At 56.8% G+C, this 16,775-nt stretch carries 17 protein-coding genes; 4 read left to right on the plus strand and 13 right to left on the minus strand.

Translation table 11 applies throughout. The annotated features are described in order from the left end of the window. Window positions 1-53: 53 nt before the first annotated feature. Complete coding sequence (locus ACR0C5_RS00805) at window positions 54-1,049, minus strand: NADPH:quinone oxidoreductase family protein (RefSeq protein ID WP_480873821.1); 996 nt, start codon at window positions 1,047-1,049, stop codon at window positions 54-56. Between the two features lie 138 nt (window positions 1,050-1,187). Between ACR0C5_RS00805 and ACR0C5_RS00810 the strand changes: the two genes are divergently transcribed. Beyond that, window positions 1,188-2,006, plus strand: a complete 819-nt coding sequence (locus ACR0C5_RS00810) for an SDR family oxidoreductase (RefSeq protein WP_480873824.1) — start codon at window positions 1,188-1,190, stop codon at window positions 2,004-2,006. Window positions 2,007-2,023: 17 nt separating this feature from the next. After that, complete coding sequence (locus tag ACR0C5_RS00815) at window positions 2,024-3,067, plus strand: phosphotransferase (RefSeq protein ID WP_480873827.1); 1,044 nt, start codon at window positions 2,024-2,026, stop codon at window positions 3,065-3,067. On the opposite strand, the gene ACR0C5_RS00820 is transcribed toward ACR0C5_RS00815, so the two are convergent. Further along, entirely contained in the window at window positions 3,053-3,658 is a 606-nt protein-coding gene (locus tag ACR0C5_RS00820) for a DsbA family protein (protein WP_480552130.1), read from the minus strand. The genes ACR0C5_RS00815 and ACR0C5_RS00820 overlap by 15 nt on opposite strands. Window positions 3,659-3,801: 143 nt before the next feature. Between ACR0C5_RS00820 and ACR0C5_RS00825 the strand changes: the two genes are divergently transcribed. Both ACR0C5_RS00825 and ACR0C5_RS00830 read left to right on the plus strand, forming a co-directional pair. Next, window positions 3,802-5,031 (plus strand): serine hydrolase domain-containing protein, encoded by a 1,230-nt coding sequence (locus ACR0C5_RS00825; RefSeq protein ID WP_480873832.1) that lies wholly within the window; start codon window positions 3,802-3,804, stop codon window positions 5,029-5,031. Between the two features lie 49 nt (window positions 5,032-5,080). Then, the gene (locus tag ACR0C5_RS00830; RefSeq protein ID WP_480504314.1) at window positions 5,081-5,941 is read left to right on the plus strand and encodes an acyl-CoA thioesterase; all 861 of its coding nucleotides are present in this window, start codon (window positions 5,081-5,083) and stop codon (window positions 5,939-5,941) included. Window positions 5,942-5,946: 5 nt separating this feature from the next. Here the strand turns inward: ACR0C5_RS00830 and ACR0C5_RS00835 are convergent, their stop codons facing one another. The 11 genes from ACR0C5_RS00835 to gmk form a co-directional block, all read right to left on the minus strand. Continuing rightward, window positions 5,947-6,714 (minus strand): SDR family oxidoreductase, encoded by a 768-nt coding sequence (locus ACR0C5_RS00835; RefSeq protein ID WP_480873835.1) that lies wholly within the window; start codon window positions 6,712-6,714, stop codon window positions 5,947-5,949. Window positions 6,715-6,824: 110 nt separating this feature from the next. Next, window positions 6,825-8,054 (minus strand): acyl-CoA dehydrogenase, encoded by a 1,230-nt coding sequence (locus ACR0C5_RS00840; RefSeq protein WP_480873838.1) that lies wholly within the window; start codon window positions 8,052-8,054, stop codon window positions 6,825-6,827. A gap of 110 nt (window positions 8,055-8,164) precedes the next feature. After that, window positions 8,165-8,854 carry a phosphate regulon transcriptional regulator PhoB gene (gene phoB, locus ACR0C5_RS00845; RefSeq protein ID WP_170769754.1) on the minus strand — a complete coding sequence of 230 codons (690 nt, stop codon included), beginning with the start codon at window positions 8,852-8,854 and terminating at the stop codon, window positions 8,165-8,167. A gap of 13 nt (window positions 8,855-8,867) precedes the next feature. Next, complete coding sequence (gene phoU, locus ACR0C5_RS00850) at window positions 8,868-9,569, minus strand: phosphate signaling complex protein PhoU (RefSeq protein WP_170769755.1); 702 nt, start codon at window positions 9,567-9,569, stop codon at window positions 8,868-8,870. Window positions 9,570-9,585: 16 nt separating this feature from the next. Next, the gene (pstB, locus tag ACR0C5_RS00855; RefSeq protein WP_170769756.1) at window positions 9,586-10,383 is read right to left on the minus strand and encodes a phosphate ABC transporter ATP-binding protein PstB; all 798 of its coding nucleotides are present in this window, start codon (window positions 10,381-10,383) and stop codon (window positions 9,586-9,588) included. 10 nt (window positions 10,384-10,393) lie between these two features. Next, a complete protein-coding gene (pstA, locus tag ACR0C5_RS00860) occupies window positions 10,394-11,755 on the minus strand; it encodes a phosphate ABC transporter permease PstA (RefSeq protein ID WP_170790907.1) in 1,362 nt (453 codons plus the stop codon). Further along, the gene (pstC, locus tag ACR0C5_RS00865) at window positions 11,752-13,224 is read right to left on the minus strand and encodes a phosphate ABC transporter permease subunit PstC (RefSeq protein ID WP_480873844.1); all 1,473 of its coding nucleotides are present in this window, start codon (window positions 13,222-13,224) and stop codon (window positions 11,752-11,754) included. Before pstC ends, pstA begins: the two co-directional genes overlap by 4 nt. 83 nt (window positions 13,225-13,307) lie before the next feature. Continuing rightward, on the minus strand, window positions 13,308-14,348 hold the full coding sequence (locus tag ACR0C5_RS00870; protein WP_480873847.1) for a substrate-binding domain-containing protein: 1,041 nt from the start codon (window positions 14,346-14,348) through the stop codon (window positions 13,308-13,310). A gap of 160 nt (window positions 14,349-14,508) precedes the next feature. After that, a complete protein-coding gene (locus ACR0C5_RS00875; RefSeq protein WP_480873849.1) occupies window positions 14,509-15,582 on the minus strand; it encodes a sensor histidine kinase in 1,074 nt (357 codons plus the stop codon). A gap of 30 nt (window positions 15,583-15,612) precedes the next feature. Next, window positions 15,613-16,137 (minus strand): gamma carbonic anhydrase family protein, encoded by a 525-nt coding sequence (locus tag ACR0C5_RS00880; RefSeq protein WP_480873851.1) that lies wholly within the window; start codon window positions 16,135-16,137, stop codon window positions 15,613-15,615. Beyond that, complete coding sequence (gene gmk, locus ACR0C5_RS00885; RefSeq protein ID WP_170769762.1) at window positions 16,134-16,775, minus strand: guanylate kinase; 642 nt, start codon at window positions 16,773-16,775, stop codon at window positions 16,134-16,136. The genes ACR0C5_RS00880 and gmk overlap by 4 nt, the downstream gene beginning before the upstream one ends.

The raw sequence follows: 16,775 nt of genomic DNA on the forward strand, positions 1-16,775 counted from the left end.
TGCCCGAACGCAGTGCTGCAACGCAACACCGGCCCGCTCTTATTGTAGGGTTGTCAGAGCATCGTCACGACAATTTTGCCCAAGGCACCGCGCCCGGATAGTAAGGACAAAGCCTCAGCGGCTCTTTCCAGTGGAAACGTCGTGCTGATTTGCGGCTTGATCCTGGCAGCGTCGTAGAACTGGAACAGTTCCTGCACATTCTCCGCGTGTCCTGCAGGGTCTCTAAAGACCGAAGCGCCCCAAAACACTCCGACAATCTGACAGCCTTTCAACAGTGGCAGGTTCAGCGGAATTTTGGGAATCCCAGCCGGGAATCCCACCACCAGAAAACGACCACCCCACGCCATCGCACGCAATGCGGGTTCCGCATAGTCTCCGCCGACCGCGTCATAGACAACATCGACACCAACTGGCCCAGCCAACGCCTTGATATCGGATGAAAAAGCCTTTTGCGCGTCCCGATCCATTTCGGTCGCGTAAACGATTGTATCATCCGCCCCAACTTGTCGACAGAACGCGGCTTTTTCTTCCGATGACACGGCGGCGATGACACGCGCGCCCATTGCCTTGCCCAATTCGATGGCAGCGGTTCCTACTCCACCCGCAGCCCCCAGAATCAACAGGGTTTCGCCAGCCTTCAGCGCCGCGCGATCCTTCAGAGCGTGATAAGAGGTGCCGTAAGTAAAGATGAAACACGCGGCATCCTCAAAGGGCATGGAATCCGGGAACTTCACCGCAGTCGAAGCCTGAATCGTCAGATGTGTTGCGAAGCCGCCATGGCCGGTCAGCGCCAACACACGGTCGCCGACTTCGAACCCAGCGGCACCTTCACCTACCGCCAGCACCTGACCCGCAATCTCGCCACCCGGAGCATAAGGGCGCGGCGGTTTGATCTGGTAGAGGTCCCGGATCATCAGCGTATCAGGAAAATTCACCCCGGCGGCTTTGACGCCCACCAACAACTCGCCCTTGCCCGGCTGCGGATCGGGCAGGGTGGTCAGTTCCAAAGTTTCTGGTCCACCCGGAGCGACGCTGAGTAAAGCTTGCATGTTGACCCCGTTATCCCTGTTATTCCTACAGGAGGAAGTTTGGCGCAGCCCGATACGTTGTCAAGGATATGACGTTGCAGCGGTACGCGTATGCAGACACCATGCGAGCGCCAAATGAACAAACACGAGGAGCACCCGATGACACCCGAATCCCTATTCTCGGTAGAGGGAAAGACAGCCCTGGTAACTGGCGGTGCCACGGGAATTGGCCGCATGGCCGCCGAAGCCCTGGTACGGGCCGGTGCAAGGGTTCTCATCGCCTCGCGCAAGCAGGACGCGTGCGAGACCGTAGCAGCCGAACTCAATACGCTGGACGCGCCCGGCAGCGCAGAGGGGTTTGCCGGTGACGTTGGTAGCAAAGAGGGTGTGGATGCGCTGGTGGACGAGGTTCACAACCGCACGGACAAGCTTGATATCCTTATGAATAACGCAGGCGTGTCTTGGGGTGCGCCAATGGGGCAGTTCCCTTATGAGGCCTGGGATAAGGTCATGTCGGTGAATGTAACAGGTATATTCGAATTGACCCAGAAACTGTTGCCAACGCTTATGAAATCAGGTTCGGCCGATGATCCGGCCCGTGTTGTCAATGTGGGATCGGTCATGGGTGAGGTACCGATGGGCGACGGCGCCTACAGCTATTCAGCCTCTAAAGCAGCGGTTTTGCACCTGACCAAGATCATGGCCAAGGAATTCTCGCCCTACCACATCACAGTCAACGCCTTGGCACCGGGGCCGTTTGTGTCGCGTATGACCGCCTTTGCCACTGCCGATGAAACCACCCGCGACAAAGTCGGAAAGTCAGTTCCGCTGGGTCGGGTCGGCGCGGATGAAGATATTGCGGGCTGCATGCTGTTTCTGTGTGGTCGCGGCGGCAGCTATGTCACCGGAGCCGTCATCCCGGTTTCGGGTGGGATTAATGTGGTGACCGCGGGAAATATCTTCGCAGAGGCCCTGTGAGCGGTAAGGAGACTGATATGTCCACGGACACGCAATTGGACCTGAAGGCCGTTGATGCCTATCTCAGCGCGCATCTCGACGGCTATCGAGGCCCGTTGGAGGCCACTAAATTCGCCGTCGGTCAGTCCAACCCAACATATGAATTGAAGACACCGACGCAAGTCTATGTTTTGCGGCGTAAACCTCCTGGCATACTCCTAAAATCCGCTCATGCCGTGGACCGAGAATTTCGGGTTCAAAAAGCCCTGTCGAACAGTCGAGTGCCGGTGCCCGAAATGTTCCTTTTGTGCGAGGACGACACCGTCATTGGATCGGCCTTTTACGTAATGGAGCGCCTGGACGGTCGTAACTTCCTTGAGCCGACTATGACAGGCGAAACCAAGGAAACGCGCGCCGGTGTTTTTGAAGAGATGAACCGCGTATTGGCCGAGCTCCACATGGTCGATATCCAGGCCGTGGGCCTCTCCGACTTTGGACCGCCGGGAAATTATTTCGAACGGCAGATCTCACGCTGGACCAAGCAATACCGCGCGTCCGAGACCAAAACCATTGCTCAGATGGACCAACTGATTTCTTTACTCGACGCGTCAATGCCTGCTGATGACGGCCAGAGAACGCTGGTTCATGGGGACTATCGCATTGACAACATGCTATTCGAAAAGAACGGCACCCGTTGTATTGGCGTTCTGGACTGGGAACTTTCTACGATCGGCCACCCCTATGCCGATCTGGCGGCTGTGATCATGCAGTGGCAAATGCCACCGGGAAAAGAGGGGCGGGGCCTGGCAGGCATCGACCGATCCAGCCTCGGCCTACCGTCGGACAACGAGTTCATTGCAGCCTATTGCAAGCGCCGTGGACTGCCCGGCATCGACAACTTCGGATTCTACCTTGCTTTCAATTTTTTCCGCATGGCCGGTATCCTGCAAGGTGTCTACAAACGCGCCTTGGACGGTAATGCCTCGGACCCGGAAAGAGCTAGAAAATTAGGTGGTTATGTTCCGATGTTTGCCCAGTATGGCTTGAAAGCGCTTGAGGGCGCAAACTCACACAGTACGTGACAATTCTAGTTCCAGATTGGGCAAGCTGTTTTTGCCAAAAAACATCTCGGAGCTTGCAAAAAATGTGGGAACACCAAAAACACCGCGCTTGGCCGCATTTTTGGACTGATCCTTTAGTTGCTGCTTAATGTCCGGCTCCGTCATCGCTTCGCGCAGTTTTCGGACAGGCAGTTCGTTGTCTTGCAGAATATCCATCAGCACCGTAATCTCATCTGCTTTTTGACCATGCACCCAGATAGCATCAAAGATCGCGTCTATGTATTTGGCTTCCCATTGTTTTCCCGAGGCAAAGACCGCTCCGCGCATGGCGAATTTGGTATTGATCGGAAAATGGGGGCTCATATGAAAACTTACGCCGCGCCGACGGGCATAGCGATGGAGATCATGGGTCAGGTAAGCAGTTTTCTGACGGTTTTCCGAGAATGCCTGAAACGGGCTTTGGTTGTTTGTCGCTTTGAAAATTGTCGACAGAAGAACTGGCACATAGTTGATCTGCACCCCATGATCCGCCACCAGCTTTGGCATCACCTTATGAGCCAGAAATGCGTTCGGGCTGCAAAAATCATATATAAAATCCAGAGTTTGTGACATGATTTTGATCCTTCCATCCCGACTCGTCGATTCTTTAACCCGTTGAGTGTAACAGCCATATGGAAATAGCTGCATCCCCATTGCGTTAGGTGACCACGCCCGGCAAAATCCGGGGAATTGATAGGCAATGTCAGGACGTCCACATGTGCAGTCAGACCACGCTCGACCCTTCCCGCCTCGGGCGCATTCCGACGTGGATGCAACGCTATGTGGATGAGCGGAAGTATGCAGGAAGCTCCGTCCTGATCCACCATCAGGGTCAAGAGGCGTTCTTCCACGCCTGCGGGCTTCGGAATGTGGAGCAGAGCTTGCCTTTCCAGCGCGACACGATTGCCCGAATTTATTCAATGACCAAGCCAGTGACGTCTGTGGCATTGATGATGCTTGCCGAACGCGGAAACTTTCACCTCGACGCGCAGGTATCTGACTTTCTTCCAGAGTTTTCGAATATGCATGCCCTTGTGCCGGGCGCAAGCCGGATGGACCAAACAGAACCCTCGACAACCCCGACCTTGCATCAATTGCTGACCCATACAAGTGGTTTGAGCTATCCGTTTAACCCCGGGCTGCTGCCGAGTGCGATGGAAAATCAATCCATCGTCTTTGGCCCGCGTGAGGGTCTTTTGGCGAACCGGGTGACTGCGCTCGCTGACCTGCCGCTGGCATTCCATCCCGGCAGGCGTTGGGAATATTCGGTGGGCATCGACGTGATCGGCCGGGTCGTGGAAATCGTGTCTGGCAAAACGCTGGATCAGTTCTTTCAGGAAGAGATTTTTGACCCGCTGGGTATGTCTGAGACCGGATTTACTGTTCCCAAAGATGCCGGGGACCGTTTTGCATCACTCTACACGCCCTTAGCTGGCAATGCGATGGATCTGAATTCGGCTGAGACCGGTGGTGACAGCCTGCGTTTGACAGATAGCTACGAAGATTCTGCCTTTCTCGACACCACCATGTGCTCTGGGGGCGGCGGTTTGGTCGGCACAATCGACGACTATGCTAAATTCGTCCAGATATTGCGAAATAAGGGGCAGGGGAATGGACACCGCCTGCTCAGCAGCAGAACGGTAGAATTCATGATGCGCAATCACTTAGCGGGCGACATTGCCTCGATGGGTCCAAGTAGTTTTGCGGAACAACCGATGGAAGGTACCGGCTTTGGCCTTGGCGGTTCGGTGGTGATTGATCCGGGCCGAACAGCCACACCGGGCTCTTTGGGAGATTTCAGTTGGGGCGGCATGGCCTCGACCTTTTTCTGGATCGACCGCAGCAATGACGTGACTGTCGTCTTCTTTACGCAGCTATCGCCGTCTAGTTCCTATCCGTCACGGTCGGAACTCAAGGGGCTTGTCCTTGGGGCAATGATTGAATGACCTTCAGCAGCCTGTTACGCCATGTCATAGACAGATCGGAGAGCCCCACATGACCGAAGCCGAACATATTCTTCTGGATCTGTTGTCTTTGGAACGGCTTGAGGTTGATCTGTTTCGTGGCACAGGGTCGGGCGGTGAAACGCCGACGCGGATATTTGGTGGACAAGTCGTCGCCCAGGCCCTGTCTGCTGCATACCGTACCGTGGAAGACCGTCTGTGCCATTCTTTGCACGCCTATTTCATTCGCCCCGGCGATCCGTCAATTCCCGTTATTTATCAAGTAGATCGAGCCCGAGATGGAGGTTCTTTCACCACCCGCCGAGTCATTGCGATCCAACACGGGAAACAAATCCTTAACATGTCGGCCTCCTTCCATATTGCAGATGACGGCTGGGACCACCAGCATCCAATGCCCGACATCTCTGGCCCCGAGGGATTGCCCGCGCGGTCCGAGGTCAGACGACAATATCTGGATCGCGTTCCCGAACGTCTGCGATCCGAGCTGATGCGCGACCGTCCGATCGATGTACGCGAAGTCCACCATCTGGACCTGTTCGCGCCTGACAAGTCCGACGATCGAAACGCCATTTGGTTTCGAATGAACGCCGCACAGGGCAGGGACCAAATCACCCAGCAATTGCTGTTGACCTATGCTTCGGACATGTACCTACTCAGCTCGGGGCTAAGACCCCACGGCCTGAGTTGGTTTACCGGTGAGGTCAACGGAGCCAGCCTGGATCACGCCTTGTGGTTCCACGCACCGGTGCATTTCGACAAGTGGCATCTGTATTCTATGGATTCGCCCTGGGGCGGTCGAGGTCGCAGCTTCAATCGTGGTTCAATCTACACACAGGACGGCATATTGGTTGCATCTATCGCACAGGAAGGGTTGATGCGACGAGCGCGGTAGTTTGATCAATTATCCTCGATAAAAATTTGATTTAGCTTCTGCATTCCGCCCAGCCACCGATCATAATCGGTAGCTTTGTGGCGCATATAGTCCAGAACCTGCGGATGCGGCAGGATCAGAAACTGCTCTGCTTCAATGGCTTGAACACAGGCTTCCGCGACCTCGGACGGTTCGAGCATACCGTCGATCGACGCGACAGACACTTCGTATCCCTTGGTCATGTCTGAACGCACCGCCTGTGGGCACAGAACCGAAACTTTCAAACCCTTGCGCCCATATGTCAGCGCCAGCCACTCGGCAAATCCAACGGCTGCGTGTTTTGTGACGCCATACGGCGCAGCACCAGGTTGATTCAACAGCCCGGCAGCCGATGCGGTCATCAAAAAATAGCCGCCGCCGCGTGCCAGCATCTTTGGAACCAAATGTCGCGCGGCCCAGACATGGGACATGACATTGATCTTCCACGTTCGATCCCAATCCGCATCGGGTGTATCAAAACCGCCGAGCGTCAAAATCCCAGCATTCGCGCAAAACAGATCAATTGGCGCGATCTGATCTTCGACGGCATCGATCAAGGCCTTCACATGATCTTCGCTGGACACATCGCAGTGCAGAGCGTGACCACCGATGGAGCGCGCAACGCGTTCCGCTGCGTCCAGGTCAACATCCGAGCAGACGACCGTTGCACCAAGCTGCGCAAACCGCTCGGCGAGACCTTTACCAATACCACCAGCGGCGCCGGTTATGACGATGGTTTTTCCGTTCAATTGCATATTGCGCTCCTGAAGTGGTTATCAGGAGAGCATCGTAAGGCTTTGAGGAACTGTGCAAAGTTCAAATCACGCGCAGGCATTATTTTACCATAATACCAATTACGCGAAACTCAATAGAAGGCTTGCAGGCCCGTTTGCGCACGCCCCAGGATCAACGCATGCACGTCATGCGTCCCCTCGTAGGTGTTCACGGTTTCCAGATTGACCATATGGCGGATCACCTGGAATTCCAGCGAGATACCGTTGCCACCATGCATGTCCCGTGCCATCCGCGCGATGTCCAACGCTTTTCCGCAATTGTTGCGTTTTACGATCGAGATCATCTCGGGCGCAGCAGCAGCGTCATCCATCAAACGACCAACACGCAGGCTGGCTTGCAAACCAAGCGCGATTTCGGTCTGCATGTCCGCCAGTTTGCGTTGGAACAATTGTGTCTGCGCCAAGGGTTTGTCGAATTGCTTGCGATCCAGCCCGTATTGACGCGCCGCGTGCCAGCAGCATTCCGCGGCCCCCATGGCACCCCAACTGATACCATACCGGGCGCGATTGAGGCAGCCAAACGGTCCTTTCAACCCCTGTACGTGGGGCAGCAAAGCGCCCTCGTCAACCTCAACTCCGTCCAGCACGATTTCGCCGGTAATCGAGGCGCGCAGGCTCATCTTGTTCTGGATCTTCGGCGCGCTCAGGCCCTTCAGGCCTTTTTCAAGCACAAAGCCCCGGATCTTCCCGTCATGTGCGTCGGACTTGGCCCAAACGACAAAAACATCAGCGATTGGAGAGTTTGAAATCCACATCTTGCTACCGGTCAAACGGTAGCCGCCGCCGATCTTTTCCGCTCGAGTTTTCATTCCCGCCGGGTCAGAGCCCGCATCGGGCTCTGTCAGGCCAAAGCAACCGATCCATTCACCACTGGCCAGTTTCGGCAGGTATTTGCGGCGCTGTTCTTCACTGCCATAGGCATAGATCGGGTACATCACCAATGAACTTTGCACCGACATCATCGAGCGATAGCCGGAATCCACACGCTCAACCTCGCGCGCGACAAGACCGTAGGCGACATACCCTGCCCCGATACCCCCATATTCTTCGGGAATTGTGGTGCCCAGCAGGCCCATTTCGCCCATCTCGCGGAAAATCTCGGGATCGGTTTCCTCGTTCTGAAACGCTTCCAGAACCCGCGTTTGCAGTTTCTCCTGCGCATAGGCCCGCGCGCTGTCGGCGATCATCCGTTCGTCTTCAGTCAACTGATCAGACAGGCGAAATGGGTCCTCCCACGCAAATCGCCCAAGGTCCGGCGCATCTTTGGCACGCAAGGTCGGTTTGGTATCTGGGGCGTTCATGGGGCTTCTCCGCTCTGTCAGCTTCGGCGCAACCTAACCCGGTGATGCGCCAAAGGACAGAAAGAGTTTTGCATTTCCTCATGAGTAAAACTCATAGGGTAGCGCGCACCCTACCCCAACGCGTATCCCGCGCCGCGAACGGTTCGAACTGGGTCGTCGCCGCCATGTTGCGTCAAAGCTTTACGCAAGCGACCGATATGGACGTCCACCGTTCGGGTGTCGACATAGATATCGCGACCCCAAACCCGATCGAGCAATTGCTCACGGCTCCAGACACGGCCCGGTTTCTCCATAAACGTGCTCAGCAGCCGAAATTCAGTCGGGCCCAGTTTCAAAGGCTTGCTGCCGCGGCTGACCTTGTGAGTTTCAGAGTCCAGAATGATATCGTCGAATTCCAATCGGATACCAACCGTCGCCGGGCGCACGCGGCGCAGTTGCGTCCGCACCCGTGCCATTAGTTCAACCACCGAATAGGGTTTGACTACATAGTCATCAGCACCGGTTTCCAGACCGCGCACCTTATCGACCTCTTCAGTGCGGGCCGATAGCATGATGATCGGAATCGAGCGTGTGTCAGGGCGTGATTTGAGGCGGCGGCAGACTTCGATCCCGCTCAGGTTGGGCATCATCCAATCCAAGACAATGATGTCCGGGCTGTCTTCGTCCACCAGTAACATGGCTTCGTCGCCATTAGCCGCCTTGGATACGCGGAACCCTTCCGCTTCAAGATTGTAAGCCAGCACTTCACGCTGGGCCAGTTCATCCTCGACCACCAGCACTGTGGGTTGATCGGCAGACATCTCAGAAATCTCCTCAGACGGATTGCGAGGTTACATCGGCCTTTGGCCGCGCTTCGGCGGGGCGTTCGCCGGTCACCAGATACACGACCTGCTCGGCGATTGCGGTGACGTGATCGCCCATACGCTCGATATTCTTGGCGATGAAATGCAGATGCATACAGGACGAGATGTTGCGCGGATCTTCTGCCATGAAGGTCAGAAATTCGCGGAACAGACCATTATACATCTGGTCCACTTCTTCATCGCGGTTGATCACGTCGGTCGCCAATTCTGCGTCACGCTGGATGTACGCGTCCAGCGCGTCGCGCAGCATATGCTCGACTTCACGCGCCATGCGACGCAAGGCTGCGGCGCTACCGTTGATCTCACCCGCATTAACCAGAACCGTGGTACGTTTGGCGATGTTCTTGGAATAATCGCCAATGCGTTCAAGGTTGCCAGAGACTTTAAGAACCGACAGAACCAGACGCAGATCGCTGGCTGTTGGCGCACGCAGCGCGATCAGGCGGGCGGTTTCCTCGTCGATCAGTTCCTCAAGCGCGTCGATGGCCTTGTCGCCTGCGCGGACCTGTTGCGCCAGTTCCTCGTCGCGCGTTTCCAGCGACCGGGCCGCACCCATGATGGCGGCTTCGACCAGCCCGCCCATCTTCATGATGTGGGCCTGAATGGCTTCTAGATCGCGGTCGAAGGCGGATGCAATATGTTGTTCGGTCATGATCAGATACCTGTCCTCAGCCGATCCGGCCGGTGATATAGCTTTCGGTGCGGGGATCTTCGGGGTTGGTGAAGATCTGACCCGTCTCGCCGAACTCGACGAGGTTGCCCAGATGGAAGAATGCGGTTTTCTGGCTGACTCGCGCGGCCTGCTGCATCGAGTGGGTCACAATCACCACCGAATAACGCGAGCGCAACTCGTCAATCAGTTCTTCGACCTGCGCAGTTGCAATCGGGTCCAGGGCCGAGCAAGGCTCGTCCATCAGCAGAACCTCGGGCTCGGTCGCGACGGCGCGGGCGATGCACAGGCGCTGCTGCTGACCACCCGACAGGCCGGTGCCGGGGGCGTCAAGACGATCCTTGACCTCATCCCAGATCGCACCGCGACGCAGGGATTTCTCAACGATCTCATCCAGTTCCGCCTTGTTCTTGGCAAGGCCGTGGATGCGCGGGCCGTAGGCTACGTTGTCATAGATCGACTTAGGGAAAGGGTTCGGCTTCTGGAACACCATGCCCACTTTGGCGCGCAGCTGTACCGGATCGACGCGCTTGTCATAGATATCCTCGCCATCCAGCAGGATATCGCCCTGAACCCGGCAGATGTCGATCGTGTCATTCATCCGGTTCAAGCAGCGCAGGAAGGTAGACTTGCCGCAGCCCGACGGGCCGATAAAGGCGGTCACGGTCTTGTCTTCAATCTCGACGTTGACGTCTTTGATAGCGTGCGTCTCACCGTAGTAGACCTGCACATTATTCGCGGCGATCTTGATGGCTTTGGAGTCCACGGCTCTCTCCACTCGTGTCATGTCGTTCATAATAAGCCCCTTACCAGCGGCGTTCAAAGCGGCGGCGCAGGATGACCGCGATGGTGTTCATTGTCACAAGGAAGATCAACAGGATGATGATCCCTCCCCATGCGCGTTCGTAAAAGGCCGGGTCAGCGCGTTTGGACCATTCGTAGATCTGCGCCGGCATGGCCGAGTTCGGTGACAGGAAGCCCGCCACCAGCCCGTCGGGCGGGTTCGAGGCGATAAAGCCCACCATCCCGATCAGCAGCAGCGGCGCGGTTTCCCCCAGCGCCTGCGCCAGACCGATGATGGTGCCGGTCAGAATACCGGGCGCGGCCAGCGGCAAGACATGGTGGAACACCGCCTGCATTTTCGAGGCCCCTACCCCAAGTGCGGCATCGCGGATCGACGGCGGAACCGCCTTCAACGACGCACGCGTCGAGATGATGATCGTCGGCAGAGTCATCAGCGTCAGAACCAGACCACCCACCAGCGGTGCCGAGGTCGGCAGATGCATGTAGTTGATGAACACGGCCAAACCCAGAATACCGAACACGATCGAAGGCACAGCGGCCAAGTTCGAAATGTTGACCTCAATGATATCTGTCAGCCGGTTCTGCGGCGCAAACTCCTCAAGATAGATCGAGGCGGCCACCCCAATCGGCAGCGCCAAAGCCAGCACCACGAACATCATGAACAGCGATCCCAGCATCGAAACACCGATCCCCGCAGCCTCGGGCCGTTGGTCGGACGCGTCCGAGCCGAAGATGAAATCGGGGTTGAACGCCTTATACAGCACACCCGCATCCCGCAGTTGATCTACGAAATCCAGCTGGGCAACCGTGATGCTTTTGTCATTAGCGATGGACTCGCGGGTCACGCGGCCCTTCATGTACCCATCGACGCGGCTGTTGACCAAAAATCGGAAGCTGACAGTTTTGCCAATCTCATCAGGGTTGGCGATCACATAGTTCCTCAGCTCGGCCTGTGCGGCTTTGGACAGGATTTTACCCATGTCCTTGGGCGAAAGATCGGTCTGGATACCCAGCTCTTGCACTTCCGTCTCAATCGCCGAGGCGATCAGCGGCGCGTAACCAAAGGTCGAGACCTTCTTGATATCCTCGATATTGCGGTTGCCCTTCTTGTCCAGCTTGTCTTCTTTCAGCTCAACATTCAGTTCAAGAAACGTCTGCTGGAACGCGCCGGTGCCTGCGGTCACAATGTTTGTAACCAGCACGATCAGCATCAGCAGGCCGATACCGATGGCAGCAATCCCATACATCTTAAACCGGGATTCGGCTGCATTGCGCTTTTTGGTCCGTGCGTCTTGCTCGAACAACGACCCCTTTTTGGGTTTCGCAGCCGGAGCAGCAGCGGGCGTTTGGGAAATATCGGTCATTCGTACTGCTCCCGGTATTTGCGTACGATGTAGAGGGCGAAGATGTTCAGCCCCAGCGTAATGATGAACAGGGTCAGACCCAGCGCGAACGCAACCAACGTTTCAGGGCTGGCAAAGTCGGTATCGCCGGTCAACTGGCTGACGATCCGAGTGGTGATCGTTGTCATTGCCTCGAACGGGTTGCCCGAGAATTTGGCGATTGCACCGGCAGCCATCACCACGATCATCGTCTCACCGATGGCGCGGCTGGCGGCCAGCAAGATCGCTCCGACGATCCCAGGCAACGCGGCCGGCAGCACCACCTGACGGACAGTCTCGGAATGCGTCGCGCCCAGCCCCAGAGAGCCATCGCGCATAGACTGCGGCACCGCATTGATGATGTCATCGGACAGCGACGACACGAACGGGATCAGCATGATGCCCATAACCAAACCCGCAGTTAGCACCGCGTTCGAGCTGGCCATCCAGCCCACTCCCAGCGCCCCGCCTTCGCCGAACATCGACACCAGCGCAGGACCAACCGTCAGCAAGGCAAAAAGACCATAAACGATGGTCGGGATACCGGCGAGGATCTCTAGCAATGGCTTGGCAATGGAGCGGGTCGCGCCTGAGGCATATTCCGACAGGTAAATCGCGGCGAACAGGCCAATCGGCACCGCCACCAACAACGCGATCACCGAGATATAGAGCGTGCCCCACAGAAGCGGCAGGATCGACAGTTCCGAGCCGCCACGGAAGTTCGGGGCCCATGTGCTACCCAAGAAGAAGTCTTTCCACGAGTGCAGTTGGAAGAAGTTCAGCGTCTCGAAGAACATGGACAAAACGATGCCCACCGTTGTCAGGATCGCAATCGAAGCCGCCAGCAGCAACAGCGCCAGAACGCCTTGTTCCACTACGTTGCGGGCGCGGAATTCCTTGTGCGTTCGGATATAGGCAAAGGCTGCACCAAACAGCGCGACGATCACAACGATCACCTGCATGGCTATCGTTCCGGTCGACGTCATGCTGCGGTATTTCTGGGCCGCGACCAGAATAGGTTTGGTAATCTCCTGTGTCAGGACCTGACCTGAGTCTTTCAACGTCTGGGTCAGCTCCGCAATATCGGCATCGGCATTCCCAGCCTGCGCTTCGCTCAGCGCGCCGGTCGCAACGGCCCCGGCCAACCCGTTCGAAACGCGCCGAACCTCGCTCATGATCAGGCCGCGGTCAGCGCCTTCAGGGATCGCGTGGTCGGGGATCATGCCGGTGACTGTGCTGTTTACGATCATCGGCTGCGCCAGCAACCAGACGACCAAAATGCCAAGCGCCGGCACCAGCGCCGTCAGCGCAACATTATAGCCATAGTACGACGGCAGAGAGTGCAGATCGCGCGCGTCTCCTCCTGCGCTTGCAAGGGCGCGGGACCGCCCTGCGAAATATCCGATCACTGCGAATGCAAGCAGGATGAGCAACAGCCAGGATAGTGCCATGGGAACTCCGTCGGAATGGCTGGAGAAGAGTCAAAAAGAACCGGGGCGCGCATAAACCGCCCCGGTTCCATAAGCAAGGGTGATTAGGAGCCGCCGCCCAGAACGGTTTCGTTCGCAACAGCTTCCTGAACTTTGACCAGCTCGGGATCCGAAACCAGGCCGTATTCAGCCAACGGACCATCGGGGCCTGCGATCTCGTCGGCGACGAAGAACTCAGCATATTCTTTCAGGCCGGGGATCACGCCAATATGCGCTTTCTTCACGTAGAAGAACAGCGGACGCGAGACCGGGTATTCGCCGGTTGCGATCGACTCGGTGGTCGGAACAATGCCGGACATGGTTGCAACTTGCAGCTTGTCGGTGTTGTTTTCGTAGAAGGCCAGACCAAAGACGCCGATGCCGTCTTTGTTGCTGTCGATACGCGCCAGAGTTTCGGTATAGTCGCCGTCGATGTCGACCGAAACGCCGTCCGTACGCAGGGCGATACAGGCTTTCTCGGCGGCTTTCTTGTCGTCGCCGTTGGCTGCTTTGTAAACGTCAAAGTCGCCCAGGTGCTCACAACCGGCCAGGATCACCTTGTCTTCAAACACTTCACGGGTGCCGTGCTTGGTGCCCGGGATGAAAGCTGCGATCGGCTGCGCCGGGAAAGCAGGGTTTACGTCGGCCCAGGTTTTGTTCGGGTTGTCGACCAGCTGACCGTCAACAACGATCTGTGCGGACAGGGCTTTGTACCAGTCTTCCGGCGTGAACTCGAACGAGTTGCCATTGATGTCTGAGGCGAAAACGATGCCGTCATAACCGATCTGAACTTCGATGATGTCGGTCACGCCGTTTTCGGCACAGGCTTTTACTTCTTTTTCACGGATGGCGCGCGAAGCATTGGCAACGTCGATGGTGTTTTCGCCAACACCTTCGCAGAAACGCTTCAGGCCAGCCGAGGAACCGCCCGATTCAACAACAGGGGTCGGGAAGTCGAAGTTTTCACCGAAGGCTTCGGCAACGATCGAAGCGTAAGGCAGAACGGTCGAGGAACCGGCAACCTGAACCTGATCACGTGCAGCAGCGGAAGTGGCCGAAACGGCAGCAATCGCCAGAGCAGAAGCCGACAGTTTTACAAAGGACATCTCAGTCTCCTTGAGAATGGTTGTTTTTGATCACCCCCATGATGATCTTGCCGGCACCCCTAAGAGCCGTGCGTAAGCCTTTTGTGACAGGTTTGTAACGGTTTCATGACAACCCGGCAGATTCAGGTATGACTTTGTGACAATCCCGGTATGCCGGACGTCAAGCCTGAGCCTCTTCAGGTTTTTGCTGCGGCAAAATCACTGTGAAAACAGACCCTTTGCCCAACTCGCTTTCCACCCGCAAGCGCCCGCGATGCCGATTGACAATATGTTTTACAATCGCCAGCCCCAAACCGGTTCCACCCAATTGCCGGGACCTGTGATTGTCCGCCCGGTAGAATCGCTCGGTCAAACGCGGCAGATGAGTCGGGTCGATACCCGGCCCCTTATCCGAAATCTGAACCCGCACAGCCGGGCCGCGCATGGCGGTGTCCCGTTCGAAAGACTGAATTCGTACTTCAACCAAGCCGCCGCTACCGCCGTATTTGATTCCGTTCTCGATCAGGTTGGTAAAAACCTGCCGCAACTGATCGCTGTCACCGATCAAGGACACCGGTCCCTGGGGATCATTTGTAAGGCGAAGTTCAACTTCCGCATCCTCGGCCAGTGGCCGCAGTGAATTTATCGTGGATTGGAGCAAGCCCGACAGGTCCAGCTCCTCTCGTGGTCGCACCCGTTCTTCGCTTTCGACCCGGTTCAGCGACAGCAAGTCCCCTACCAGCCGGTTCATGCGGTTGGCCTCATCCGTCATGATCTGAAGAAAGCGCTCGCGCGCGGCGGCATCTTCGCGGGCGGGGCCGCGCAGGGTTTCTATAAAGCCCATCAACGCGGTCAGCGGCGTGCGCAGTTCGTGACTGACATTGGCGACAAAATCGCGCCGCATCTGACTGGCCTGTTCAAGATGGGTCACATCCTGAAAAACGGCCAGAACAGCCCCGCCTGAGACAGCGCCAACACCGTTCATATAGCGGCACTCTACCTCGAACGTGGTGTCCTGAGCGCCGTCATTTGCAAGGTGGCGCGTCTTCGCCCGCCCCTTGTCACGCAGGCTTTGCTCCATCGCCTCAATCACCTGCGGCTGACGCAGGATGGTGGCAAAATGACGGGTGACGATGTTTTGCCCAAGCAACGTCCGTGCATCTGTATTGGCCGCTATGATCCGCTCGGTCTGGTCGACCATCAGGGCAGGTAGGGGAATGGCCGACACAATTTCGGCAAGCAGATCGTCTGACATCGTTGGTACTCGGTGATATTCGAGAGCGTTCTAGGACACGGGTGTCAAAGTTTCACGAAACTTGCGCATGTTTTCCTGATAATGCAGCGCGCTGAACGTGATCTTTTGCGCCGCAGCCGCATCCAATTCTCGCACCACCTTGCCCGGCGATCCCATCACCAGCGAATTATCCGGGATTTCTTTTCCTTCTGTGATCAAGGCCCCTGCCCCGATCAGGCAATTCTTGCCGATCTTCGCACCGTTCAGGACAATTGCGCCCATCCCGATCAGAGTATTTTCCCCGATCGTGCATCCATGCAGCATGACCTTATGCCCAATGGTGCAGTTCTTGCCGATCGTCAGCGGATAGCCCGCATCAATATGCATCACGCAGTTTTCCTGCACGTTGCTGCCTTCGCCCACCCGGATCTCTTCATGATCGGCGCGTATGGTGCAGCCAAACCAGACCGAGGCCCCCTGCTCCAGCACCACCTTCCCAATCAGGTTCGCATCGGGCGCGACCCATGTGTCCGCGTGGATTTGCGGCGTGTGCGGGCCGAGGGCGTAGACGGTCATGACAATTCCTCAAATTCGTTTTGCAGCGTGCGAACGTGGTTTTGAAGCACCGGTTGCTGAATACGCCGCATCCGTTCGGCGCTGACGATGGTTTTCAGCTTTTCCTCGGTCGCGTCCAGATCGTCATTCACCAGAACATAGTCGTAATAGCCCCAGTGGCTGATTTCATCCCAACTTTTCAGCATCCGCTTGGCGATCACGTCGGCGGCGTCCTGGCCTCGGCTTTCCAGCCGACGACGCAGTTCGGGGATCGAGGGCGGCAGTATGAAAATCGACAAAGCGTGCTTGCCAAGGTCCGAGTTGCGAATCTGCACCTCGCCCTGCCAGTCAACATCAAACAACACGTCTTTGCCGCTGTTGATCGACTCGCGCACCGGCCCCGCGGGTGAGCCATAGAAATTCCCGAATACATGCGCGTGCTCCAGCATCTGACCATCGGCGACCTGCTGTTTGAACGCATCCTCGCTGAGGAAGTAGTATTCACGGCCATGTTCCTCACCCGGACGTGGGGCGCGCGTTGTGGCCGAGACCGAGAATTCAAGGTCGCTGTCCCACTGCATCAGCCGCCGGGCCAAGGTGGATTTACCCGCCCCCGAAGGAGAAGACAAAATGATAAGTAGGCCGCGTCGATCCGCCAT

Source organism: Ruegeria sp. N8 (assembly GCF_056531325.1).

Bases quoted from the DNA above. Each gene is read 5' to 3' on its own strand.
- ACR0C5_RS00805 (WP_480873821.1), bottom strand. From the start codon at position 1,049: ATGCAAGCTTTACTCAGCGTCGCTCCGGGTGGACCAGAAACTTTGGAA.
- ACR0C5_RS00810 (WP_480873824.1), top strand. From the start codon at position 1,188: ATGACACCCGAATCCCTATTCTCGGTAGAGGGAAAGACAGCCCTGGTA.
- ACR0C5_RS00815 (WP_480873827.1), top strand. From the start codon at position 2,024: ATGTCCACGGACACGCAATTGGACCTGAAGGCCGTTGATGCCTATCTC.
- ACR0C5_RS00820 (WP_480552130.1), bottom strand. From the start codon at position 3,658: ATGTCACAAACTCTGGATTTTATATATGATTTTTGCAGCCCGAACGCA.
- ACR0C5_RS00825 (WP_480873832.1), top strand. From the start codon at position 3,802: ATGTGCAGTCAGACCACGCTCGACCCTTCCCGCCTCGGGCGCATTCCG.
- ACR0C5_RS00830 (WP_480504314.1), top strand. From the start codon at position 5,081: ATGACCGAAGCCGAACATATTCTTCTGGATCTGTTGTCTTTGGAACGG.
- ACR0C5_RS00835 (WP_480873835.1), bottom strand. From the start codon at position 6,714: ATGCAATTGAACGGAAAAACCATCGTCATAACCGGCGCCGCTGGTGGT.
- ACR0C5_RS00840 (WP_480873838.1), bottom strand. From the start codon at position 8,054: ATGAACGCCCCAGATACCAAACCGACCTTGCGTGCCAAAGATGCGCCG.
- phoB (WP_170769754.1), bottom strand. From the start codon at position 8,854: ATGTCTGCCGATCAACCCACAGTGCTGGTGGTCGAGGATGAACTGGCC.
- phoU (WP_170769755.1), bottom strand. From the start codon at position 9,569: ATGACCGAACAACATATTGCATCCGCCTTCGACCGCGATCTAGAAGCC.
- pstB (WP_170769756.1), bottom strand. From the start codon at position 10,383: ATGAACGACATGACACGAGTGGAGAGAGCCGTGGACTCCAAAGCCATC.
- pstA (WP_170790907.1), bottom strand. From the start codon at position 11,755: ATGACCGATATTTCCCAAACGCCCGCTGCTGCTCCGGCTGCGAAACCC.
- pstC (WP_480873844.1), bottom strand. From the start codon at position 13,224: ATGGCACTATCCTGGCTGTTGCTCATCCTGCTTGCATTCGCAGTGATC.
- ACR0C5_RS00870 (WP_480873847.1), bottom strand. From the start codon at position 14,348: ATGTCCTTTGTAAAACTGTCGGCTTCTGCTCTGGCGATTGCTGCCGTT.
- ACR0C5_RS00875 (WP_480873849.1), bottom strand. From the start codon at position 15,582: ATGTCAGACGATCTGCTTGCCGAAATTGTGTCGGCCATTCCCCTACCT.
- ACR0C5_RS00880 (WP_480873851.1), bottom strand. From the start codon at position 16,137: ATGACCGTCTACGCCCTCGGCCCGCACACGCCGCAAATCCACGCGGAC.
- gmk (WP_170769762.1), bottom strand. From the start codon at position 16,775: ATGGCGGATCGACGCGGCCTACTTATCATTTTGTCTTCTCCTTCGGGG.